Here is a 24,872-nt window from a genome sequence, read left to right as displayed (position 1 = left end):
AGGCGTGGCGTGCCACGCAAACATTTACAAAAACCGTTTGGGGAGAACGAACGATGAACAGCAAGCCTTTGAAGTGTCTAGCACTACCGGCGGCGATCGCGGCAACGCTGATGTCCGGCGCCGTGTGCGCGCAGCAAACCAGCCAGACCGCGCAGCCCCAGAGTTCGACCACCACAACGGCGCCCGCCAAAGCCAGCCCCGGTGCGCAACAAGCTGCCAATGCGAAAAACGCGACCACCCTCGACCAGGTCGTCGTCACCGGTACGGCGACGCTGGGCGGCGTGAAGAAGATCGACGCGGCCTATTCGATCACGTCGCTGTCTTCCCAACAGATCAAGGAATCCAACCCGATCAGCGCGGCCGACCTGCTTAAGCAGTCGCCCGGCGTGTTCCCCGAATCGTCCGGCGGCCAGACCGGCGCGAACATCGAAGTGGCCGGCTTCCCGGGCGGCGGCGACGCGCCGTACGTCACCTTCCAGCTCGACGGTTCGCCGATGTATCCGATGGCGCTGTCGTTCCTGGATACCTCCTCGCTGACGCGTATTCCCGATGACACCATCGACCATGTGGAAATCATCCAGGGCGGCCCGGCCGTGCTGTACGGCACCGGTCAGCCTGGCGTAACGGCCAACTTCATCCAGAAGGAAGGCACCGACGTACCGTCCGGCGACCTGGGCTACACCGCCGGCTCCGACGGCTTGCAGCGACTGGACGGTTTCATCGGCTTCAAGATCGCCAACAACTGGTACGGCAGCTTCGGCGGCTGGTATCGGCGCGACGATTACCGCGATGCGCAATTTACCGCCGACGACGGCGGCTCGCTCGCCGCGACGCTGACGCGCGACTGGGATAGCGGCTCGCTGATGCTGTATGCGCGCGCACTGAGAGACCACAACCAGTTCGTCACCGACACGCCGATCCTTAACCCCAGCAAGGGCGACTTCAGCCCCTATCCGGGCTTCGATCCCCTCAATGGCACCTTCAGCAGCAAGGCCGACCAGTACGAGTCGATCCAGGTATCGCCCTGCTACACCGCCGGCTGCACGCCCGGCAGCATTCCGTTGAACCTGGCCAAGGGCCGCGGCTCCAACCTGCGCTCGTTCGGCGGCAACTTCGACTGGGATTTCGGCAACGGCTGGACGATCTCGGACAAGGCCAATTTCACCTTCGGCCAGATGAACACGATTTCGTTCTTCAGCACCGGCGCCAATCCGAGCACGCTGTCTTCCTACATCGCCACGCAAGCCGCGGCCGACGGCATACCGGCCGGCTACACGGCGACGGCCAGCTACACCAATGGCCAGACCGCCGACATGGGCCAGAACGTCACCACGCAGGGTCTTTGGTACGTGCATAAGCGCATCACCTCGGCCAGCAACGAGTTCCATATCAGCAAGGAGCTGTTCGACGGCAACACGCTGACGCTGGGCAATTTCACCGACGTCTACACCGACCACGACACCTGGTTCCTGGGCAACAACATGTTGCTGCAGGCAGTGAGCAACCCCAATCCGATCGTGGTGGACATCAACAGCGGCGGCAACACCTATCAGCTGAGCAGCGACCAGGGTTTCGTCAGCGGCCCGACTTACGCGCTGCAGGAACGCTGGAACGGCTTCAACACCGCGTTCTTCCTGACCGATAGCTGGAAGATCGACCAGTGGCTGATCGATGCCGGCTTCCGCGAAGAGCGCCAGCAGGTCAGCGGCGGCCTGATCAATCCGACCACCGGCGACCTCGACGACAACCTGTACACGCTCTACAACAACAACGCGGAGTACCTCAACTACAACGCGGGCGAGACGTATATCAAGTACACCAAGAGCGCGCCCTCCTGGACGATCGGTGCCAACTACGAGTTTACGCCGAACATGAGCGCCTACGTGCGCTTGAATGACGGTGTGCACTTCCCCGGCTTCGACGACTTGCGCGGCAGCTATCCGGTGGTGACGCCGGTGGAAAAGATCCATAACCAGGAAATCGGCTTCAAGTACCAGTCCGACTGGGTCGTGGTGGATGCCAGCGCCTACCACCGTCTGTTCTTCGGCGTGCCCTACACCTACACCGATCCGCAGGGCCAGCAGATCTCGCTGCTGTACGGCACCAACACCAAGGGCGTCAACCTCTCGACCACGTTCAAGCCATTCCAGAACTTCACGGTGGCGTTGAGCGGCGACTACATGGATGGCCACTACACCAATACCGGTCTTGAGGCTTATACCGCGCAGTCCGGCGCAACCGAATACGCCAGCCTGTACGGCAAGGTGCTGCAGCGTCAGCCGAGGGTGCAGTTCCGCCTGACGCCGGCCTACACCTATCCGACCAGCTGGGGCAGCATCCGCGGCGGCATCACGTATGAATACGTGGGCAACCGCTACGGCGACCTGATCGAACAGCAGCCGCTGGGTTATTACTACGACCTCAGCTTCTTCCTGGCCGCCAATGTGGGTCAGCACTGGGTGTACAGCCTCAATGGCACCAACATGACCAACCAGATCGGCATCACCGAAGGCAACGCCCGCCTGTTCGGCTTTGCAAGTACAGGTGGCGTAATTCTGGCCCGCTCGATCCTGGGCCGCGAAATCCAAGGCCAGATCAAGTACCAGTTCTAAGCATCCGTTCCAACGGTTAGTCGCCCTCCCCTCCCTGGGGCACCCATGGCCGGGTGTGCAAGCACCCGGCCATGGACTTTCCGCTCCAGGGCCGTCTTACTCGTTGTACAGTGCCCGTGCCGCGCACGATGGCGACCGAGGATCGGCCGGCATCGGCCACGCAAGGGTTACCGGCTCCATGCGGCGTCAGCACCATGCGTTGGCGCCCACGCACCTATCCAAGCAGGTCGCCATGAATCGATTCCGCATGACCGCTGCGCTGGCCCTGATCTACATGGTCTTCGCCATCTTGCTCAACAGCGTCGGCACGGTCATCCTGCAATCGATATATACCTTCGGCGTGGACAAGCCGCAGGCGAGCTTGCTGGAGTTGTTCAAGGACCTGCCGATCGCGGTGACGTCCTTTCTGGTCGCTTCGTTTCTTCCCCTGCTTGGCTATCGGCGCGCGATGATGATCGCGTTGGGCATAGTTGCCTGCGCATGCGCGCTGATGCCGTTGTTTCCGAGCTTCCATACCACGGAACTGCTGTTCACCTGCGTGGGCGTTTCCTTCGCGCTCACCAAGGTGTCGGTGTACTCCTCGATCGGCCTGCTCACCAACGACCGGTCCGAACACGGCCGCCTCACCAACACCATCGAGGGCCTGTTCATGGTGGGCGTGCTGATCGCCGGCTGGCTGTTCAGCGCGTTCGTCAATCGGCAATCGCCGGCCAGTCCGTCCTGGCTCAACGTGTACTGGGTGCTGGTGGTGATGTGCGTGCTGGTGATCGTGCTGCTGGCTACGTCCAAGCTCGATGAATCGGCCGCACGCACGAAGGAAACCAAGTCCATCCACGGTTCGCTGCTGGAAATGGTGCACCTGTTCCTGCGCCCGCTGGTGTACGTGTTCCTGGCTTCGGCCTTCCTGTACGTGCTGATCGAACAGAGCTTCAGCACCTGGCTGCCCACCTTCAACAACGAGATCCTCAAGCTGCCCAATGCGATGAGCATCCAGTTAGCGACGATCCTGGCCGCGGCATCGGCGCTCGGGCGCATCGTGGCCGGACAACTGCTGCGTCGGATGCGCTGGTACATGCTGCTCAACCTCTGCGTGCTGGGCATGGGCCTGCTGGTGATGCTGACCCTGCCGCTGGCACACGGCGTGACCGCGCGGGCCAACGTGGGCTGGCTGAATGCGCCGATCGCCGCTTACCTGATTCCGCTGATCGGCCTGTTGATGGCGCCGATCTATCCGGTCATCAACTCGGTGGCGCTCAGCTCGCTGCCCAAGCCCGCGCATGCGGCCATGACCGGCCTGATCGTGATTTTCTCGGCGCTGGGCGGCACGCTGGGCTCGCGCATTACCGCCATCGTGTTCTCGCGCTTCGACGGCATTCACGCGTTTTACTTTTCGCTGGTGCCGATGCTGCTGATCCTGATTACCTTGTTCCTGTTCAAGCGCGAAACCGACCGCGAAGGAACACAAACGGCGAGCATTTCGAGCCTTATCGCCAAATAGCGTTGCCTTGGCAGGAAACGGCAACGCGCGTCATTGCTGGAGCTTTCATGACTCATCGCACCATCGGCCTAACCGCGCTGCTTCTGCTGGCCACCGCCGCCGCGCCGGCGGTGCAGGCCGCGACCGATCCCAGTTTTACGCTTACCGCCACGTCGAAGGATTTCGGCAGCTACTTTCCCAGCTATCTGGCGAACGGCTACTTTTCCACCATGACCTCGCCGCGCGGCACGGAACCCTCGCGTGCCTACATGGTCGCGTTCATGGATTACAGCAAGGGCGACATCGCACGTCCCGCGGCGATTCCCGGCTGGAGCGAGATCGACTACAACCCCGGCGGCGGCTGGATCAACTCCACCCGGCTGGACAGCAAGATCTTCGCGGACTACTCGCAAACGCTGGACATGCACGAGGGCACGCTGACCACGCGCTATCGCTTCGACTACGCCAACAAGTCCACCGACGTGCAGGTGGTCACCTTCGTCAGCCAGGCCGACAACCACCTCGCGGCCACGCAGATCTCGATCACGCCGCAGTTCGACGGCAGCGTGGAACTCACCTTCCCGATCCGGCTGTGGTCCCCATACCAGCCGCGCTTTCCAATCGGCAGCATGACCGGCGACCAGATGATCGCCGCCGTCATCGCCAGCGGACAGAACCTGGACAACAAGCCGATCCCCACGCCCGACCGCGCCGCCGTGTGGTATCCGGGCTACACGCAAGTGCTTGCGGCCGATGGCGACAGCAAGACCCTCACGCTATGGCTCGATGGCCGCGCCAAGGCGGGCCTGAGCATGGCCGAAGCGGCGGCGGTGCAACTGCCGGCGTCGCTGCAGGTTGAAAATGTGACGCTGGAAAAAACCAGCGACGTGCTCTCGCTGCACGTCACGGCCAAGGTGCGCAAAGGCACTACCTACACGTTCGACAAATACATCGCCGCGTCCCGCCAGGATTGGGGCGGCGCGGCCAAGGATGACCTGGCGCTGGCCACGCAAGCGCGGCGGACCGGCTTTGCGACCCTGCTCGCCCGGCACCAGGCCGCGTGGCACGCACTATGGGAATCGGACATCGTGATCGACGGCGACGCACAGGTGCAGAAAGCCGTCCATTCCGATCTCTACTACCTGCTCTCCAACACCACCGTCGGCACCGCCTGGCCGATGGGCGCCTGCGCGCTTACGCCCAATTACGCCGGGCACGCGTTCTGGGACAGCGATTCGTGGGTGTTCCCCGCGCTGTTGCTGCTGCATCCGGAGCGTGCCAAACCGATCGTGATGTTCCGCGACCGCACCATGCAGCCGGCGCGCGACCGCGCGCGGCAATACGGTGCCAAGGGCACCATGTATCCGTGGGAAGCCGATCCGCAGACCGGCGTGGACTACACGCCGCATTTTGCCTATGGCGTGTATCGCGAGATCCATGTCAACGCCGACATCGCCATCGCGCAATGGCAGTATTACCTGGCCAGCGGCGACGATGCGTGGCTCAAGCAATACGGCTGGCCGGTGATCCAGGAGATAGCCCAGTTCTGGGCCAGCCGCGTGACCTATAACGCGGCGAAGGATCGCTACGAAATCATGCACGTCACCTCGCCCGATGAAGCCTACGACGACGTACCGAACGATTCCTTCACCAACGCCGCCGCGCGCAAAGCGCTGCTGATCGCCGTCGAGGCGGCCAAACGCGTGGGACAAAACGCCGATCCGAAGTGGTCGCAGATTGCAGCGAAGATGTACATCCCCTTCCTGGACAAGGAGCAGCGGCATCTGGACTTCGACGCATCCGTGCCGCACGACAAGATCACCTGGATGGGTTCGTCGCTGGCCTGGCTGATGTATCCCAACCTGGATCTGGCGATGTCCGACACGGTGCGCCGCAACGATTTCGACTTCCAGCTGCACGAACTGAAAGTGCACGGCGACGATCCGAACGAGATGATGATGGTGATGCTCGCCGTCGGCGCCTCGGAACTGGGCGATGCGAAAGCGGCCGGCGACTGGATCGCGCGCAACCTGGTGGGCTTCCTCAAGGCGCCGTTCAACGTGCGCACCGAAACGGTGGCCAACAATGCGGGCTATATTCTGGCCACGTCCGCAGGCTTCGTGCAGAGCATGATGTACGGCCTGACCGGTCTTCGCATCGACGACAAGGGCCTAGATGCTGCCTACGCGCCACAACTGCCGCCGTCGTGGAAATCGCTGACGCTTCGGCATGTCCGTTTCCGTGGCAAGCTCTACGACATCACCGTCCAGCGCGATGCGTCGGGCAAGGCGGTGTTGACCCGTCAAGCCTTATAACCCGAGCAGGCAAGCCCGCACGCCCATGTCCACCCCGCCGCCCCCCGTTGTCGACACCATGCGGCAGATTGGCAGCCTGCTGCAGACGGGCGATTTTCGCGCCGCCCACCAGCAGTTGGAGCGAGTGGTCGAACAGCATCCCGACTACGGCGAAGCGTTGCGCCTGCTCGGCGGCGTGCAACTGGCGCTGGGCGATGCCAAGGGCGCCGAAGCGTGGTTGCGGCGTGCCGTCGCCGCCGATCCCGGCTGGCCGGCGTCGCTGGCCACGCTGGGCGAAATGCTGCTCCACAGCGGACGCTACGACGAAGCGCTGCCGCTACTGCAACGTGCCGCGCAACACCTGCCGCACGCGGCATGGCTATTGGCACGCCACTACAACGACCAGCAGCAACCGGCCCAGGCGCTGGCCGTAATCGAGCCCCTGTGCGCATCCGGACAGGCGCCGGCGGAACTGGTCACCCAGCATGTCGCGGCGCTCGCCGCTCTCGGGCGCCAGGGCGACGCGGTCGACTTTTATCGCCAGTTGGCACAGCGGATGCCCGATCATCCCGGCGCCGCGCACGCGCTGGCCATTGCCTTGGCCGCCGCATCCCGGCATGCCGAAGCAGAACGCAGCACGCAGCAGGCGCTGGCGCGCGGCCACCGGACCGCGGCCGTCCATTTCACTCACGCCAACAGCCTGATCGCACTGGGCCAGTTCGAGCGCGCGGAAACCTCTTTGCGCGAATGTCTGGGCCAGGAACCGCGCCATATCGAAGCGCACAATCACCTGGCGCGACTGGTATGGATGCGCACCGGCGACAGGGCGCAATCCACCGCCGCGCTCGATTACTCCCTGCAGCGCTTTCAGGGCGACGATGCGCTGCTGGCGGCCAAGGCGGCCATCCTGCAAGGCGCGGGCGACGCACGCGGCGCCTACGCCTGCCTGGCCGTCTCGGCGGCGCGCGCGCAAGCGGGCCCGGCCTTGCTGGTACGCGCGGGCCTGGCCGCGCTGGAATTCGAACCCGCCACGGCAGTGACGCTGGCCGAACGCGCGCTGCGTCTTTCGCCCGGCTCGACCTCGGCGAAGAACCTGCTCGCCGCCGCCTTGCTCGGCACGGGCGACGCCCGTGCCGCGCTCACCCATTGCGAAACCTTGCTAGCCGCCGCACCCGACGATCAATACCTGATCGCCTTGCAAACCACGGCCTGGCGATTGCTTGGCGACGGACGTTACGAGGCGTTCTGCGACTACGCCAAGCTGGTGCGCGCGTACCGCCTGCAAGCACCCGCGCCGTGGACGGACCTGGCAAGCTTCCTGGCCGACCTCAAGCAAAGCCTCGAACGCCTGCACAATCCGCACGGCCATCCCTTGCTGTTCCAGTCGCTGCGCCACGGCACGGAAACCACCAACGATCTCACGCGGGAAGCCGATCCGGTAATCCAGGCCCTGTTCAAGGCCTTCGACGCGCCGATTCGCGACTACATGGCCTACATCGGCAACGGCGGCGACCCGCTGCGCCGGCGCAACCGTGGTGCCTATCGCTTCAATGGCGGCTGGTCGGTGCGATTGCACAGCGCCGGCTATCACAATAATCACGTGCATCCGCGCGGCTGGATCTCGTCCGCGTTTTACGTCGACCTGCCCGATGAAATGGCCCAGTCATCCTCGCTGTATGGATGCCTGGCGTTCGGCGAACCGAGCATCATCACCGAACCGCCGCTGCACGCCCAGCACGTGGTGCGTCCGCAAGCGGGCCGGCTGGCGTTGTTTCCGTCGTATGTCTGGCATGGCACCGTGCCGTTCCACAGCGACAAGGCCAGGCTGACCGTGGCTTTCGATGTGGTACCGCAAACCCAGTAAGAAACGGCGACCTTCGCATTCAACAAAGGTTTGGGAGAAATTTGTGCAGGCATGGAACATCCGACGGAACATCGATTGCCTCCTCGCACTGCGCGACCAGTTGGGCCCGGTGTACGGCAGCGAAGATCTCTGCATGCTGTTCTACAGCATGGTGCGCCGCGAGCAGCCCCGCGTGGTGGTGGAACTTGGCACCGGTTTCGGCGCGACCACCGCATGGATCGCCACCGCCCTGAAGGAACTCGGCGAGGGCCGCATCTACACGTTCGACAATGGCAGCCATTTCCAGGATGCATCGGTCAAAACCTTTCTCGCGCAATTGCATGGACCACTGCTGGAGCTTGCGCAGCTGTCGCAGACCGGCGCCTACGAAGCCTGCATGGCGTGGATCTTCGAGCACGCCGACGTCGCCGACCGGGTGCACTTGGTCAAGGGCGAGATCGAATTCCAGCCGCGCGCGGTGGAAGCGGTGGCGCAAGGTGAAAAAATCGATCTGTTGTTTTCCGATTTCAATCACGCGCCCAAGACCATCATCCAGCTGCTCGGCGCCTACCTGGCGCATATGAACACCACCTCTTCCATTTACATCGATAGCGCCTCGACCTACCTGCCCTCGTACTGGATGCTCGACAACCTGGTGCGCATGCTCAACGCCAAGCGCATTCCCGCCGCGTTGCGCCAGGGACTGGATGGCGATCAACGCACGGCGCTGGACGAACTGGTCGACACGTGCAGCTTCCAGCTCGTGCATCTGGTCGAAAAGGCGCCGCGCAGCCAGAACAGCACGGCATGGCTGCGCATTGCCCCCGACGACCTGTTTCCCGCGCATGCCACTCATGTACGCACTTGATACCCAACGGCCTTGCCCGGCCAGCATCCACGCAACGGCCAAGGACCGGGCATGAAGCGCCCGTGCCTCATCGGCGCCTCGCTGGCCTTGCTCGCCGCACAGGCTTGCGCGGCGACCGATCCCAGCTTTGTGCTTAGCGCCAGGCTGCAGGATCTCGATACCTATTTCCCCGGGCAACTGGGCAACGGCTACGTTTCGACCTTGACCGCGCCGCGCGGTACGGAAGGCAATCTGGCGTACATGGCCGCCTTCATGGATTACGCGAAGGGCGACGTCTCGCGCCCCGCCGCCATTCCCGGCTGGAGCGAGATCGACTACAGCACCGGCCCCTCGCATGCGGGGCAATTCTGGCTCAACCAAGTCGATATCAGTGCGGCAAGATTCCAGAATTACAGCCAGACGCTGGACATGTACAACGGCGTGCTGAGCACGCGCTATCGCTACGTCGACGGACGCAAATCGACCGATGTCCAGGTGCTCACGCTGGTGAGCCAGGCCTCGCCGCATCTGGCCGCCAATCAGTTGACGATCACGCCGGATTTCGACGGCGAAGTGGAGCTTTCCTTCGCGCTCAATCCCTGGGCGCCGCACCAGCCGCGCTTCCCGCTGGGAACGATGACCGGTCCGCAGATGCAGGAAGCGGTGGCAGCCAACAATCTCGCGCTGCAGCCCATCGCGCCCGCCACGCCGGACCGCGCGCCGCTTTGGTACCACGGCGATACGCACGTCGTGAACGATGGCGGCGATGCCGCAACGCTGACGCTGTGGCTCGATGGCCGCGCCGAACAAGGTGCCGCGATGGCCGAAGCGGTGGCGGTGGCGTTGCCCAAGGGCGTGCAGGCGAAAGACGTCACACTCTACAAGGATGCCTATCGGCTCGCCCTGAATCTGCGTATAGACGTCCATAAAGACCACACCTATACCTTCACCAAGTACGTGGCACTGTCCCGCGCGGACTGGGGCGGGGACGCGCGGCAGGATCTGGCGCTTGCTTCCGGCGCCCGCGCGGCCGGCTTCGATTCGCTGCTGGACAAGCATGAGCGCGCCTGGCACGACTTGTGGCAATCGGACATCGTGATCGACGGCGATCCCAAAGCCCAGCAGATCGTGCACTCGGACCTGTATTACCTGTTGTCCAACTCCACGCCCGACACGGCATGGCCGATCGGCGCCTGCGGCATGACCCCCGGCTATACGGGACACGTGTTCTGGGACAGCGATTCCTGGGTTTTCCCCGCCCTGCTGCTGTTGCACCCCGAACGCGCGAAGTCGCTGGTGATGTTCCGCGCCAAGACGCTGCCCGCGGCCGAGCAACGCGCCCGCGCACGCGGCCTGCGCGGCGCCATGTATCCGTGGGAAGCCGATCCCGACAACGGCAGCTCGCAGACGCCGCATTTTGCCTGGGTACTGGACGAGCGCGAGATTCACGTCAACGCCGACATCGCCATCGCGCAATGGCAGTACTACCTTGCCACGCACGATCGATCGTGGCTGCTTGCGCATGGCTGGCCGGTGATCAAGGCCGTCGCCGATTTCTGGGCGAGCCGCGCCACCGACGTGCCCGCCAAGCATCGCTATGAAATCCAGCACGTCACTTCGGTGGACGAAGACTACAGCGACGTGCCGAACGACACCTTCACCAATGCCTCGGCACGCAAGGCGCTACAGATCGCCACGGCCGCCGCCGGCGTGGTCGGCGAAAAGCCCGATCCGCAGTGGGAAACCGTGGCCCAGGGCCTGTACCTGCCGTTTTCTAAACAAGAGGGCCATTATCTGGATTTCGACGAATCGGTGCCGCACGACATCGATTCGTGGGGCGGCAGCTCCTTGCCCATGCTGTCGTACCCCTCGCTCGACATGCCGATGGATGCGGCGGTGCGCCGGCGCGATTACGCCTACGCGATCGCACCGATCCTGCGATCGCACAAAGACCCCAACAGCATGGGCTTCACGCCGCTTTCCATCGCCGCTTCCACCGCCGGCGACAACGATGATGCGGGCAAATGGTTCGAGCACAATCTGCTCGCGCACGTGTTGAAGCCGCCCTTCAACGTGCGCACCGAAACCGCCAACAACAACACCGGTTATTTCGCGACCGCCAGCGGCGGCTTCCTGCAGAACCTGATCTATGGCTTCAGTGGATTGCGCATCCGGCAGCAAGGACTGGTGGAAGCTTATCCGCCCATGCTGCCGCCCGGGTGGACGTCCATGACACTGCAACACATCGCGTTTCGCGGCCAGTACTACGACATCGACGTCAAGCGCGACGCCCGGGGCAAGGTGACGCTGACGCGCCATGCATTATGAATCGTTGCACCACGCAGCCGGCACCCCACCGCCACCGCCGGCCGCCATCCATGGGGTACAGACATGAAACACATCCAACGCGCCAATCGCATCAACGCTTCCCCATCGCCCTCCACCCGTCGCATCGCACGCTGCATGGCCGCAGTGTTGCTGTCGGCATCGCTCGCCGGCACGGCGCTGGCGGCGCAGCCTGATCCGGCTAAAACGCGCGCCTATATCGACCGGGCCTGGACCACCCTCACCCGCTCGATGGACGATTGCGCCTCGCTGACCGACGAAAAGGTCGCCACGCGCCCGGTGCTGTACGTGCCCGCGCAATGGCCGATCACGGCCCAGCTGAGCCAGATCGGCAAACGCTGCAACGTCGATGTGCGGCCGCTGCCCAAAGTGATCGACAAGCTCGGCGATATCGATGCCACCAAGCTCCCGGTGCAGGGCCTGCTGTACCTGCCGCATCCGTACGTGGTGCCGGGCGGCTTCTTCAACGAAATGTATGGCTGGGACAGCTACTTCATCACGCTTGGGCTGGTGGCCGATCACCGCCTCGATCTGGCGCGCGACATGGTCGAGAACCACCTGTTCGAAGTGCAGTACTACGGCGGCGTGTTAAACGCCAACCGCACCTATTACCTCAGCCGCTCGCAGCCGCCCTTCCTTACCGCCATGATGGTGGCGCTGCTCGATGATCCGGCCAGTTTCCCCAACGCCCAAGCCAAGCGCGCGTGGCTTGAAAAAGCCTACCCGCTGGCGGTGCGCAACCACGACATCTGGACGCGCCCCGAACACCGGGCGGGCGATACGGGCCTGGCCCGCTACTACGACCTGGGCAGCGGCCCGGTGCTGGAGGCGCAGAACAGCTCGTTCTATAACGGCGTGATCAAGTGGTTGATCGCGCACCCGGCGCAGAATCCCGGCTACCTGCTGAAGGGCGCCGAGCATCCGGACGACGCCGAAGCCGCGCGCCTGGCCAGCACAAGCTGCGACGTGCGTACTTCGAAGGTGTGCGCGGGCGATTGGGTGGACGGCTATCGCCTGACCGCCGATTACTATCACGGCGATCGCGCCATGCGCGAATCGGGCTTCGACACCAACTTCCACTTCGGCCCGTTCGGCGGCTCCACGCACCACTATGCGGCGGTGGATCTCAATGCCCTGCTCTATCGCTACGAACTGGACCTGCGCGATTTCGCCCTGCAGTTGGGCAAGACCGCCGACGCCGAACGATGGAGCCAGGCCGCCGCCGCGCGCAAGGCGGCGATGAACAAATACCTGTGGCGCCCGGAGTCGGGCATGTATCGCGATTACGACTTCATCGCCGGCAAACCGTCCGACGCGCCGTACCTGACCACGTTCTATCCGTTGTGGGCGGGCGCCGCGTCCAAGCAGCAAGCCGCCGCCGTGCGCGGCAAGCTTTCCATCTTCGAACTGAAGGGCGGCCTGGCCATGGACAACCGGCCGGCCGGCGTGCAGTGGAACAGTCCCTTCGGCTGGGCACCAACCAACTGGCTCGCGGTGAAGGGGCTCGACGACTACGGCTTCCATGACGATGCGCAGCGCATCGCGCGCAAATTCGACGCCACCATCGACCGCAGCTTCGCCGCCGACGGCACCATCCGCGAGAAATACAACATGGCGCTGGGCAATGCGGATGTGAAGGTGTCGGCGGGCTATTCGCAGAATGTGATCGGTTTTGGCTGGACCAATGCGGTGTATTTGAAGATGAAGGAGGTGCTGAACGAAGCGCCCGGGAAATCTTCCGCCGCGGACAAGGCTCCCGCAACCGCACCATGACGCTTCATTCCCCCCGCGCTGTCATTCCGGCACTGGAATGGCAGCGAGGGAGGCAACCGTTCGGTAATGACTGACATAGGGAAAAGCACCATGCATGCCTCACGTTTGTCGCTCATCGCATCCGTCACCCTGTTGTGTGCCACGTTGGCCAGCAACACGCTGTGCGCACAGGACAAACCGCAACCGCTGTTCCACCCCGACGGCAGCGTCACCTCGCCCGCGGGCACCATCCCCTATTCCAGCCTCGCCTCGCCCCAGGCCCGTGCGTTCTTCCCCAAGATGCTGGCCGAAGGGGCTAAAGCACCGCCGATCACTGCGCCGATCGAGCAAAGCCGCGCGTTCTACGACCGCCTGAACAGCGACCGCGCCGCGCGCATGCAGAAGCTCTACCCGGTGAAGATCCACCGCGAAACCATCGCCGGCGTGGGCACCGACGTCGTGCTGCCCGCGCAGGGCGTGGCGCCGGACAACCGCGACCGCGTTCTGATCAACCTGCACGGCGGCGCCTTCCTGTGGGGTGCGCACAGCGGCGGCCTGGTGGAATCGATCCCGATCGCCAGCGTCGGCCGGATCAAGGTGATCAGCGTGGACTACCGCCAAGGGCCCGAATACACCTTCCCCGCGGCCAGCGATGACGTGGAAGCGGTCTACCGCGCCCTGCTCAAGCAGTACAAGCCCGGCAACATCGGCATCTACGGCTGCTCGGCCGGCGGCATCCTGACCGGCGAGGCGACCGCGCGCATCATCAGCGACAAGCTCCCGGTGCCCGGCGCCATCGGCATCTTCTGCGGCTCACTGGTGGACGTGCTGGGCGATGCCACTTACGTGGCGCCGATGCTCAACGGCCAGGGCATTCCCACGCATCCAATGGGGCTGGCGTCCTTGCCTTACTTCCGTGGCGCCAACCCGAACGACCCGCTCGTGCAGCCGGGATTGTCGCCCGCCCTGCTGGCCAAGTTCCCGCCGACCCTGCTGATCTCCGGTACCCGCGATATGACCTTGAGTTCGCTGATCTATAGCCAGCAATTGCTGGACCAGGCCGGGGCCCAGACCGAACTGCACATCTGGGAGGGCATGTGGCACTCCTTCTTCTCCGACCCGGAGCTGCCTGAATCAAAAGATGCCTATCGCGTCATTGCCAGGTTTTTCCTACAACATCTTGGGCATTGACGCTACGCACACACTTCATGCTTTGCCACTGGCAAGTGCCGCGAGTATCCTGAACAGAATCTCACCTTCGCCGCTGAATCATGAGCCAACAGACCGTACTGGTCATCGACGACGAACGCGATATCCGCGAACTTCTCACCATCACCCTGGGCCGCATGGACCTGAAGGTCGATGCGGTCGGCACGGTGGCTGAGGCCCGTCATGCGCTGGCCGAGCATCACTACGACCTGTGCTTCACCGACATGCGCCTGCCCGACGGCAGCGGCCAGGAAGTGATCGAGCTGATCGCCGCCGATTACGACCAGACGCCGGTGGCGATGATCACCGCCTACGGCAACGTCGATGCGGCCGTCACGGCGCTGAAGGCCGGTGCGTTCGACTTTGTCTCCAAGCCGGTCGACATCCAGATGCTGCGCCGGCTGGTGCGCACCGCGCTCAAGCTCGCCGAGGAAAAACGCAGCGGCGCCAGCGCCAGCGGTCCGGCCGCCGGTTCCGGCGATCGCCTGATCGGCGACTCCGCCACCATGCAGCAGGTGCGCGGCACCATTGCCAAGCTGGCCCGCAACCAGGCGCCGGTGTACATCGCCGGTGAATCGGGCGTGGGCAAGGAGCTGGTAGCCCGGCTGATCCACGAGCAAGGCCCGCGCGCGACCGGTCCGTTCGTGCCGGTGAACTGCGGCGCCATTCCGTCCGAGTTGATGGAAAGCGAATTCTTCGGCCACCGCAAAGGCAGCTTCACCGGCGCGGTCGCCGACAAGGAAGGCCTGTTCCAGGCCGCCCATGGCGGCACGCTGTTTCTGGACGAAGTGGCGGAACTGCCGCTGCACATGCAAGTGAAGCTGTTGCGCGCGATCCAGGAAAAAGCCGTGCGGCCGATCGGCGCACGCGAGGAAGTGGCGGTGGACGTGCGCATTCTTTCGGCGACGCACAAGAACCTGGCCGCGCTGGTCGACCAGGGCCAGTTCCGGCAGGACTTGTTTTACCGCATCAACGTGATCGAGCTGCGCGTGCCGCCGCTGCGTGAGCGCCGCGGCGATGTGCCGCTGCTGGCCGACTTCGTGCTCAAGCAGCTGGCCAACAAGAGCGGCGGCGCACAGGTAAGGCTGCTGCCCGAAGCGCGCCAGGCGCTGGAAGACTACGACTTTCCCGGCAACGTACGCGAACTGGAAAACATCCTCGAACGCGCCGTGGCGATGTGCGACGGCGACCGCATCGATGCCAGCGACCTGATGCTGCCCCAACGCACCCCGCGCCAGGTGGCGGAGCCCGCCGCAGGCATGCATGGCCAGCATGCGCCTTCGGCCACCATCCCGCCCTCGCCGCCTGCGCACGCGCCGGCCAGCGAAGTGGGGCTGGACGATTACATCAGCAATCTGGAGCGCACGGCGATCATGAAGGCGCTGGAAGAATCGCGCTACAACAAGACCGCCGCGGCACGCAAACTGGGCATCACCTTCCGCGCGCTGCGCTATAAGCTGAAGAAGCTCGGCATCGACTGACCGTATCTAGAACGTGTCGCGCCGGCCATGCCCGAAGGCATGGGCGGCGCGCAGCGAATCGCGCACCGCCTGCAGCAACGCGCGGGTGCTGACCGGTTTATCCAGCCGGCGCAGCTGTCCGGGCATCGGCAGCAACCCCGGCTCCGGCGGATCGTCCGCCCGGCACAGCATCAGCACGCCGTTGTGGTAGCCGTATTCGCTAAGCGCGGCCAGCGTGCGTTCGCTGGAAAACAGGCTCATGTCGCCATCCATCACCACCAGGTCCGGCACGCCGCAGGCTTCGATCCACTGCAGCGCCGCGGTGCCGCTCTGGCTGGCGTGCACTTCGTAGCCCCATGTGTCGAGCGTATCGGTGAGCAGGGTGAGCTGGCCGGCCTCTTCCACCACCAGCAGCACGTGCTCGGCATTGCCGTGCAGGGCGGCATCGCCCTCCGCCAGCTCCGGCGCATCGACGGCGGGACGGGTGAGCGGAATGTAGATATCGAAGCAGCTACCCTCGCCCACGATGCTGTCCAGCCGCATCACGCCGCCGTGGCTGGCGACGATGCGCCGGCACGATAGCAGGCCCAGTCCGGTGCCCCCTTCCTTGGTGGTGAAAAACGGCTCGAACAGGCGCCTGCGCACCTCCTCGGACATGCCCTGCCCGGTGTCGGTGACCGACAGGCGCACATAGTCGCCCGGCTGCGCGTCTTCGCCCTGATCGAAGAAGCTCGCGTCCAGCGGCACGCGACAGGTCATCACGCGCAGCATGCCGCCATGCGGCATGGCCTGGATTGCGTTGAGGCAGAGATTGAGCAGGCACTGCTGCAATTCGGTGTGGTTGCCTTCGAAAGCCAGCTCCGGATCGGCCACTTCGATATCCAGATGCACGGTGCGCGGCACGCTTCCTTGCAGCAGCAGCGCCAGCGCATCGACCAGCGCCTGCGCCCGCACCTGCTCGGCGCGGCGCGCGCCGCGCGCGAAGGACAGCATGGACTGCACCATCTCGATGCCGCGCCGGCCGCAGTCGCGCACCAGTGCGCCCAGCCGGGCCAGGCGCGGATCGTTCTGGTAATCGAGCAGGCTGTCGCCGGCCAGCAACAACGGTTGTAGCAAGTTGCGCAGGTCGTGGCTGAGGCCGCCGGCCAGCATGGCCAGGCTTTCGAAGCGCTGCACGCGGATCAGTTCGGCCTCGGCATGCGCGCGTGCGCGCTGCTCTTCGGCCTCGCGCAGCGCGCGGCGCACGGCGCTGGCCAGGCGCGCGGGGTTTTGCTTGAGGATGTAATCGGTGGCGCCTTCGCGCAGCGCCTCCACCGCGGCCTCCTCGCCGAGTGTGGCCGATACGTAGATGAACGGAATGCCCGCCCCACGGTCGCGCCAAAGCTCCAGCGCACGCTGGCCGGAAAAGCCCGGCATGCTCAGGTCCGACAGCACAATATCGGGATTAAATCGTTCTAATGCCTGCACGTAGGAAGGTTCGTCGTCGACGAGGCGAACGTCGTACTCGATGCCATCGGCCTGCAATTCGGTGAGAATCAGCTCCGCGTCGAGCGGGCTGTCTTCCACCTGCAGAATCCGTATGCGCGACAGCGCGCGTTGGTGGTTGGACTTATCCGGCATCCTGCGGGCCTTCTGCGGTCACCCTGGCGATCATATTTCAACGGACGACGATAGCGCGCCCCTACCCTGGCACGGGGGCCTATTCGGTCTCGGGCGGCTGGTTGAGCACGCCCCAGAACTGGCCCAGGGTACGCACGGCCTGGAAAAATTGATCCACGTCCACCGGCTTGATGACGTAGGCGTTCACGCCCAGGTCCCAACTGTGCACCAGATCGCTCTCCTCGCGCGAGGAGGACAGGATCACCACCGGCGTGCGGCGGAAGCGATCGTCCGCGCGCATCTGGGTGAGCACTTCCAGGCCGTTCATGCGCGGCATTTTGATGTCCAGCAGCACCACCGCCGGATCGTCGCCAGGGCGGTTGGCGAAGTCGCCGCGCGCGTACAGCCAGTCCAGGCAATCGACACCGTCCTCCACGTGCACGATGGGATTAGCCAGATTCGCATCGCGCAGCGCATCCATCGTCATCTCGGCATCGACCGGACTGTCTTCGGCCAGCAAGATCGTGCGTAATGGACCGTGTCTCATGGCGATAACCATCCCTGCGCCGTCGGTGGATCGATGCCCGACAGGGTGAAGTGGAAGCTCGCGCCCCGCCCGGGCTCGCCTTCGGCCCGCACCTGGCCGCCGTGGCGCATGATGATGCGCCGCACGTTGGCCAGTCCGATGCCGTTGCCGGGAAATTCGCTGGCCTTGTGCAACCGCTGGAATACACCAAAAAGCTTGTCAAGGTAACGCATATCGAAACCCGCGCCGTTGTCGGCCACGGTAAATTCATAGTCGCCGCTGCCGTCCCGCCGTACCGACACATCGATCCGCGCCACCTCGCGCTGCCCGGTGTACTTGACCGCGTTGCCGATCAGGTTCTGCCACACCGTGCGCAGCATGTTCTCGTCGCCCACCACCACCGGCAGCGGCCCGATGTTCCACTCGATGCTGCGCCCGTGCGCGTCGCCCTCGGCCAGCAGGCGCGCCTCCTCCACCAGCGCCTGCATGTCCACCGCTTGCAAGCGCAGCGCGCCGCGCCCGAGGCGTGAAAAGACCAGCAGGTCCTCGATCAGTTGCGCCATGCGCCCGGAAGCCTCGCGGATGACGCCCAGGTAATGACGGGCGGTGTCGTCAACCTCTGTGCCCAGATGGTGTTCCAGCTTCTGCGCGAAAGCCGTGATGTGCCGCAGCGGCGCACGCAGATCGTGGGAGACCGAATAGCTGAACGCCTCCAGCTCGCGGTTGACGTCGGAAATCTGCGTGACCTTGCCTTCCAACTGGTGGTTGAGCTCCTTCACCTGCTGCTCGACCAGCGCGCGCGCAGTGACGTCGCTCACGGTAAGCAGCAGGGCCGGGCTTTCACTGTCCCGCTGTTGCAGGCGGCGCGCATTGATCACCACGTGCCGCTCCACGCCGTCGATGGTGCGCTGGGTCAGCTCGAAATCCCACAGCTCGCGGTCGCGCAGCAGCACGTCGCGCAGGCGCTGCTGCAACACTTCGTCGGCCCACGCTCCCTGCCCGATGTCCTCCAGATGTTCCGCACGGCGGTCTTCGGCCCCGCCGTAGAGTTCGCTGAAGGCGGCGTTCACCAGCAGCGTGCGCAGGTTGTGGTCGAGCAACGCGATCGGTTCGCGCACCGCCTGCAGGATCATTTGCGAGCGCTGCACGGCCTGCCGCTCACGGATCTCCGCCTGCAGGCGCCGGCCGATCTGCCGCTCGGACACCACCACCACGATAGTCAGCATCAACAGCTGGGCCGCGGCGGTCAGCGCCAGCACCAGGCGGTTGTTGACGGACTGTTGCTGGGCATCGAGATGCCGCTCCTCCAGCGTCTGTTGCGCGTTGGCGACGATCTGGCTGACCAGGCCGTCGATGCGGTACAGCTCGCTCGCGTCGCGCAGCGCCTGCTCGGCGCCGGCGTAATCGTTCTGCCGGTAGCGCTGCAGGGCCTGCTGCACCAGCGCCATGCGGCCTTCTTCCACCTCGTCCAGTTGCTCGACGAGGTGTTCCTGTTGCGGCGAGTCGATGGCAAGCCGGCGCAGTTCGGTCAGCAGCGGCGGCACGCTCTTGCCGGTGGCCTGGGCCGCGGCTTCGGATTGTTTGTGCGGCTCGCCGGCAAGCAGATGCTGCAAGGCCGATTCGCCGTCATGGGTCTGGTCGGCGATGCGGTAGACCAGGGCCTGCACTTGCGCGGCGCGGGTGACCCGCTCGCCGGCCGCCAGCGATTGCTGCGAGCCGCCGCGCGTGATCATGTATGGCAGCGCCACGATCACCAGTACGGCAAACAGCAGTCCGCCGGTACGCCAGCGTAATGCTGCGACTTGTCGCACCCCCGCGCGGATCATTGATGGCCCCTGATCGACATGCGCATCCGGCATGATGCATGCATTCTGCGCATGTTTGCCAGCACTGACCAGCCCGCCCGCACAGGCGCCCCTCGGCCGCCTGCCCGCGCCGCCAGGGTGAACGGCGAGGGCAAGTGGCTAATATCGAGCCAAATTCAGCGCGAGTACGGGCTCATCGAGGTCGGCCGCGCGGAAATCGCCTGTCCCCAGCGCTTGTTGGGCTCGGCCTGCATGCTGAAGTGCAGCTCGCCGCCGGCCAGGATATCGGCGTGCTTGAGGTACACGCGTTCCAGCGGCTTGCCGTTGAGCGTGACCGCGCCCACGTACGGATGCGCCGCGTCCATCGGCGAGGCGGTGATGGTGAAGGTGCGCCCGTTGCTCAGGTGAATCGCCGCACGCGGCACGAACGGCCGGCCGATGGCGTATTCGTCGCTGGCCGGCGTGACCGGATAAAAGCCCAGTGCGGTGAAGATGTACCAGGCCGACATCTGGCCCAGGTCGTCGTTGCCGATCAGGCCGGCCGGACCCGGACCGTATTCGTTATCCATGATCTGCTTGAGCCGGGCTTGCGTCTTCCACGGCTCGCCGGCGTAGTCGTACAGGTAGGCAATGTGATGGCTCGGTTCGTTGCCGTGCGCGTACCAGCCGATCAGGCCGGTGATGTCTTCCACGTTCTTGAAGATGGACGGATCCACCTTGGCATCGAACAGCTCGTCAAGCTTGTGGTCGAAGGCCTGGTCGCCGCCCATCGCGGTGATCAGCCCGGCCACGTCCTGCGGCACATACCAGGAATACTGCCAGGCGTTCGCTTCGGTGTAATCGTCGCCGTAGCCGGCGCTGGTGGGATCGAACGGTTCGCGGAACTGGCCGTTGCTGAGCTTGGCGCGCATGAAGCCGGTCTTCGGATCCCACACGTTGCGCCAGTTGGTGGCGCGCTTGTAGAACGTGGCGGCGATGTCTTTTTTGCCCATCGCCTTGGCCATCTGCGCGATGGCCCAGTCGTCGTAGGCGTATTCCTGGGTCTTGGAGCCGCCTTCCACTTCCTTGTCGATCGGCACGTAGCCGAGCTTCATGTAATCGGCCAGGTCGCCGTAATCGCCATAGGTGGCGGTGGACACCATTGCCTTCATCGCCTTGTCGGCGTCGAAACCGCGGATGCCCTTGATGTACGCATCGGCGATGATCGCCACGGCGTGGTAGCCGGTCATGCACCAGGTTTCCAGGCCCTGGTAGGCCCACACCGGCAACATGCCGAACGGGCTGGCCTGCTGCGCGGCGATCAGCGAACGCACGAAATCCACCGTGCGTTGCGGATGCAAAAGGATCAGCAGCGGCTGCTGCGCACGGTAAACGTCCCACATCGACCAGCTGGAATAGAAATCGAAGCCGTCGGCGTGGTGCACCTGGTGATCGGGGCCGCGAAATTCGCCGTTGACATCCATGCTCAGGTTCGGCGCGATCATCGAGTGATAGAGCGCGGTGTAGAACTGCGTGCGCAAGGTCGACGAACCATCCACGTCGATGGACGCCAGCGCCTTGTCCCAGGCTGCCGTGGCCTCGGCGCGGCGGCGGTCGAAGTCCCAGCCCTTGCCGTCCTGGTCGAGATTGGCGATGGCATTGGCCTCGCTGACCGAGGACACCGCAACCTTCACCAGCAACGGCTGCTTGAGTTGGCCGAAATCGAAGACGCCCACCAGCGCGCGGCCGTTTTGCGCGTTCGCATCCTCCGGCTGGTTGCCGGGGCCCTTGAAGCCCTTGTAGATAAGGTCGGTCTCGCGGTCGTACAGCTCGCGCGAGGTCATCGGCTGGTTGAAGCGCATGGCAAAGCACAGCTCGCGGCCGGGCGCCCAGCCGCGCGTGGTGCGGCAGCCGGTGACCGTGCCGTCGCCGCGCACCTGGAGGTTGGACCACAGCACTTTGCCTGGGTAGTCGTAGATGCTCGGGCGCAGGTCCAGCAGCAGATGCGCGGGCTTGCCCAGCGGGAAGGTGTAGCGGTGCCAGCCCACCCGGCGGCTGGCGGTCAGCTCGGCGCGGATACCGTAGTCGCTCAGGGTCACCGCGTAGTAGCCGGGGTGCTCCACCTCGGTGGCATGGTCAAAGCGCGAGCGGTAGCCGCTGCCGGGGACCTTTTCGTCGCCCGGGTCAAGCTTCACGTCGCCGGCGATGGGCATGACCAGCACATCGCCCAGGTCCGAATGGCCCGAACCGGAGAAATGGGTATGCGAGAAACCCATGATGGTGGGATCGCCGTACTGGTAGCCTGCCGCCCACTTATAGGCGTGCTTGAAATCGGGCATGGCGGTGTCCGGCGAAAGCTGGATCATGCCGAATGGCACCGTGGCGCCTGGAAACAGATGCCCATCTCCCCCGGTACCTATGCGAGGATCAACCTCTGCCGCATGCTGTTCAGCAGCCAGGGAGGGGGTGGCAAGTGCGATGCCGAGCGATGCCATCATCAGGGCGTAAAGGCAGGAACGAAGCGGGCGGTAGATCATGGGGGGCGGCCGGTGGGTAGTTTTGGATCGTTCTAAACATGCCAAGCTAGCATTGCCGGGCATTCTTCGCATGTTGCAGTGCGTAATCGTAAAAAATACCAATTCAGGTAGATTTGGATCGTTCCAAACGCAAAAATGCGGGCCATAGAACAATGAGGACGGGCTCTTAATGGGGAACATACCGCCGGTCGGCCGCAAGGTCACCCTAAGCGACATCGCAGCCGGTTGCGACGTTTCGCGCGCAACCGTGTCCTTGGTCCTGCGGGGCAGCCCGCTGGTGAATAAACACACGCGCGCCCGCGTGGAAGAAGAACTGCGCCGGCAAGGCTACGTCTACAACCGCGCGGCGGCGAACCTGCGCCGACGCACATCGTCCAGCATCGCACTGGTGCTCAACGACCTGGCCAACCCGTTCTTCGCGGAGTTTGCGGCCGGTGTCGACGAAATCCTGGGCAGCACCGGCTTCGTCACCCTGCTGGGCAGCACGGGCGAGTCGACCGAGCGCGAACTGGCGGTGCTGGGCTCGCTGATGGAGCACGGCCCGGCCGGCATCATCCTGTCGCCGGCCGAAGGCAGCGATGCGGAACAGATTCTCGGCGCGGTCGGCACGCAGACGCCCCTGCTGCTGTTCAACCGCGAAGTGAGCGGTGACGTTTCCGCCTGCGATCATTGGGACCGTCTGTTCCTGGACAACCAGCGCGGCGCGCGCCTGGCCACCGAGCATCTGATCGCGCAGGGCCATCGCCGCATCGCGTTCTACGGCGGCCATCTGGGTTCCAGCTCGTGCAAACAGCGCCGCGCCGGCTATGCCGAAGCGATGCGCGCGGCGGGCCTGGCGGTGGAGCCGCAGTGGATGGTCGAATGCATCCCCAACCGCCTGGACGCAGTGGCGCAAAGCCACCAGCTGTTTGCCGGCGCGCAGGCGCCCACGGCGGCCGTTTGCTACAACGATGCGGTGGCACTGGGCCTGATGCTGGGCCTGCACCAGCGCGGGCTGCAGCCGGGTACCGACTTCGCCCTCACCGGCTTTGACGACATCGCCGAGGCCGCCGTCAGCGCGCCGCCGCTCACCACCCTGGCCGTGACGCCGCGCGATCGCGGCCGCCAGGCGGCCGAGCTGATCCTGCAGCGCGTGAAGGAGCCTTCCGCCGCGCCGCGCCAGACCATCGTTCCCGTGCAATTGCTGGTCCGCGACAGCAGCTGCCCGCCCCACGCCTGAGTCCCACGGAAAACGTCATGGCCTTTACCGCACCACCGTCGTCAACGTCCTCTACGTCTTCCGTAACCTCCTCGCAGGACGAGCGCTATACCTACTACCCGATGGCGTTGACCGTGATTACCACGGTCTTCTTCATGTGGGGCTTCCTGACCTGCCTCAACGACATCCTGATTCCGCATTTGAAGGCGGTATTCCAGCTCAACTATGCCCAGGCGATGCTGGTGCAGCTGACCTTCTTCGGCGTGTTTTTCCTGATGTCGCTGCCGGCCGGCCGGCTGGTGGCGCACCTGGGTTACAAGAAAGGCATCGTGGCCGGACTGATCATCGCCGCCATCGGTGCGATCGGCTTCTGGCCGGCGGCGGGCATGCGCCTGTATCCGGCATTTCTTGCCGCGTTGTTCGTGCTTGCGACCGGCATCACCGTACTGCAGGTTGCCGCCAATCCATATGTCGCGCTGCTGGGTCCGGAAAAAACCAGTTCGAGCCGGCTCACGCTGGCGCAAGCGCTCAATTCACTGGGCACGACCATCGCTCCCTGGTTTGGCAGCCTGTTGATCCTGTCCACGAAAGTGAAGAGCGCCAGCGATATCGTACAAATGTCGGCGCACCAGCAAACGCTGTACCGCCTGCAGGAAGCGCAATCGGTGCAGCTTCCCTATATCGGCCTGGCGGTGGTGCTGGGGTTGCTGGCCATCTTCGTGTGGGTGTTCAACCTGCCTGCACTGGATGAAAGCACCGAGAAGGCGGACACCAGCCACCACACCCTGCTCGACGCGCTGCGCTATCGGCACGTGCTGTTCGGCGTGCTGGGCATTTTTTTCTACGTCGGCGCGGAAGTGTCGATCGGCAGCTTCATGGTCAATTACCTGTCGCTGCCGGACATCGGCCACATGAGCGAACAGGAAGCGGCGCACTACGTATCGCTTTATTGGGGCGGCGCGATGGTTGGCCGCTTCCTCGGTTCATGGCTGCTGGCGCGCTTTTCGCCACGCAACCTGCTGGCGGTGTTTTCAGCCGTCAACATGCTGTTGCTGCTCACCACCATGGCCACCAGCGGCAATGCCGCGATGTACAGCATCGTGGCGATCGGGCTGTTCAACTCGATCATGTTCCCGACCATTTTCTCGCTCGGCATCGAGCGCATGGGCCCGCTGACCGGCAAGGCGTCGAGCCTTTTGATCATGGCCATCGTGGGCGGCGCCGTATTGCCTTACCTGCAAGGCCACCTGGCCGACGGCATCGGCGTGCAGCACGCGTTCGTGCTGCCGTTGCTGTGCTACGCCTACATCGTGTTCTACGGCCTGCGCGGTTCCTACATCCGCACGGCGCCCGTCGATGCGCAACACGGATGATCCAGCGTTGAGGAT

15 protein-coding genes are annotated in these 24,872 nt (G+C 64.4%); 11 read left to right on the top strand and 4 right to left on the bottom strand.

The window, feature by feature from the left end:
* Positions 1-53 precede the first annotated feature (53 nt).
* From VME63_RS11860 to VME63_RS11820, 9 genes are all read left to right on the top strand, one after another.
* Complete coding sequence (locus tag VME63_RS11860) at positions 54-2,612, top strand: TonB-dependent receptor (protein ID WP_325433525.1); 2,559 nt, start codon at positions 54-56, stop codon at positions 2,610-2,612.
* A 232-nt stretch (positions 2,613-2,844) separates the two neighbouring features.
* Positions 2,845-4,110 (top strand): MFS transporter, encoded by a 1,266-nt coding sequence (locus tag VME63_RS11855; protein ID WP_325433523.1) that lies wholly within the window; start codon positions 2,845-2,847, stop codon positions 4,108-4,110.
* Positions 4,111-4,157: 47 nt separating this feature from the next.
* On the top strand, positions 4,158-6,404 hold the full coding sequence (locus tag VME63_RS11850) for a glycosyl hydrolase family 95 catalytic domain-containing protein (RefSeq protein WP_325433521.1): 2,247 nt from the start codon (positions 4,158-4,160) through the stop codon (positions 6,402-6,404).
* A 25-nt stretch (positions 6,405-6,429) separates the two neighbouring features.
* Positions 6,430-8,247: a 2OG-Fe(II) oxygenase family protein gene (locus VME63_RS11845; RefSeq protein ID WP_325433519.1), complete on the top strand. Its 1,818-nt coding sequence runs from the start codon at positions 6,430-6,432 to the stop codon at positions 8,245-8,247.
* A gap of 43 nt (positions 8,248-8,290) precedes the next feature.
* On the top strand, positions 8,291-9,094 hold the full coding sequence (locus VME63_RS11840; protein WP_325433517.1) for a class I SAM-dependent methyltransferase: 804 nt from the start codon (positions 8,291-8,293) through the stop codon (positions 9,092-9,094).
* Between the two features lie 51 nt (positions 9,095-9,145).
* The gene (locus tag VME63_RS11835; protein ID WP_325433515.1) at positions 9,146-11,401 is read left to right on the top strand and encodes a glycoside hydrolase family 65 protein; all 2,256 of its coding nucleotides are present in this window, start codon (positions 9,146-9,148) and stop codon (positions 11,399-11,401) included.
* A gap of 63 nt (positions 11,402-11,464) precedes the next feature.
* Positions 11,465-13,192, top strand: coding sequence for a trehalase family glycosidase (locus VME63_RS11830; RefSeq protein ID WP_325433512.1), 1,728 nt, complete (start codon positions 11,465-11,467; stop codon positions 13,190-13,192).
* 90 nt (positions 13,193-13,282) lie between these two features.
* Positions 13,283-14,362: an alpha/beta hydrolase gene (locus tag VME63_RS11825; protein ID WP_325433510.1), complete on the top strand. Its 1,080-nt coding sequence runs from the start codon at positions 13,283-13,285 to the stop codon at positions 14,360-14,362.
* 80 nt (positions 14,363-14,442) lie between these two features.
* Entirely contained in the window at positions 14,443-15,861 is a 1,419-nt protein-coding gene (locus VME63_RS11820) for a sigma-54 dependent transcriptional regulator (RefSeq protein WP_325433508.1), read from the top strand.
* 6 nt (positions 15,862-15,867) lie between these two features.
* Here the strand turns inward: VME63_RS11820 and VME63_RS11815 are convergent, their stop codons facing one another.
* The 4 genes from VME63_RS11815 to VME63_RS11800 form a co-directional block, all read right to left on the bottom strand.
* Positions 15,868-17,460 (bottom strand): response regulator, encoded by a 1,593-nt coding sequence (locus VME63_RS11815; RefSeq protein WP_325433506.1) that lies wholly within the window; start codon positions 17,458-17,460, stop codon positions 15,868-15,870.
* Between the two features lie 79 nt (positions 17,461-17,539).
* On the bottom strand, positions 17,540-17,986 hold the full coding sequence (locus VME63_RS11810; RefSeq protein ID WP_325433504.1) for a response regulator: 447 nt from the start codon (positions 17,984-17,986) through the stop codon (positions 17,540-17,542).
* Positions 17,983-19,791: a sensor histidine kinase gene (locus VME63_RS11805; RefSeq protein ID WP_414648251.1), complete on the bottom strand. Its 1,809-nt coding sequence runs from the start codon at positions 19,789-19,791 to the stop codon at positions 17,983-17,985. The genes VME63_RS11810 and VME63_RS11805 overlap by 4 nt, the downstream gene beginning before the upstream one ends.
* A 155-nt stretch (positions 19,792-19,946) precedes the next feature.
* Positions 19,947-22,247 (bottom strand): GH92 family glycosyl hydrolase, encoded by a 2,301-nt coding sequence (locus tag VME63_RS11800; protein WP_414648250.1) that lies wholly within the window; start codon positions 22,245-22,247, stop codon positions 19,947-19,949.
* Between the two features lie 208 nt (positions 22,248-22,455).
* Here VME63_RS11800 and VME63_RS11795 point away from each other — a divergent pair, with 208 nt between their 5' ends.
* Together VME63_RS11795 and fucP are read left to right on the top strand one after the other, a co-directional pair.
* Entirely contained in the window at positions 22,456-23,505 is a 1,050-nt protein-coding gene (locus tag VME63_RS11795) for a LacI family DNA-binding transcriptional regulator (RefSeq protein WP_325433498.1), read from the top strand.
* A 101-nt stretch (positions 23,506-23,606) separates the two neighbouring features.
* Positions 23,607-24,857 (top strand): L-fucose:H+ symporter permease, encoded by a 1,251-nt coding sequence (fucP, locus tag VME63_RS11790; RefSeq protein WP_325433543.1) that lies wholly within the window; start codon positions 23,607-23,609, stop codon positions 24,855-24,857.
* The last annotated feature ends 15 nt before the right edge of the window (positions 24,858-24,872 follow it).

It is taken from the genome of Dyella sp., from assembly GCF_035503745.1.
Lineage (GTDB): Bacteria > Pseudomonadota > Gammaproteobacteria > Xanthomonadales > Rhodanobacteraceae > Dyella_B.
Note: the sequence above shows the minus strand (reverse complement) of the source record. Positions and strands in the feature narration are given on the sequence as shown.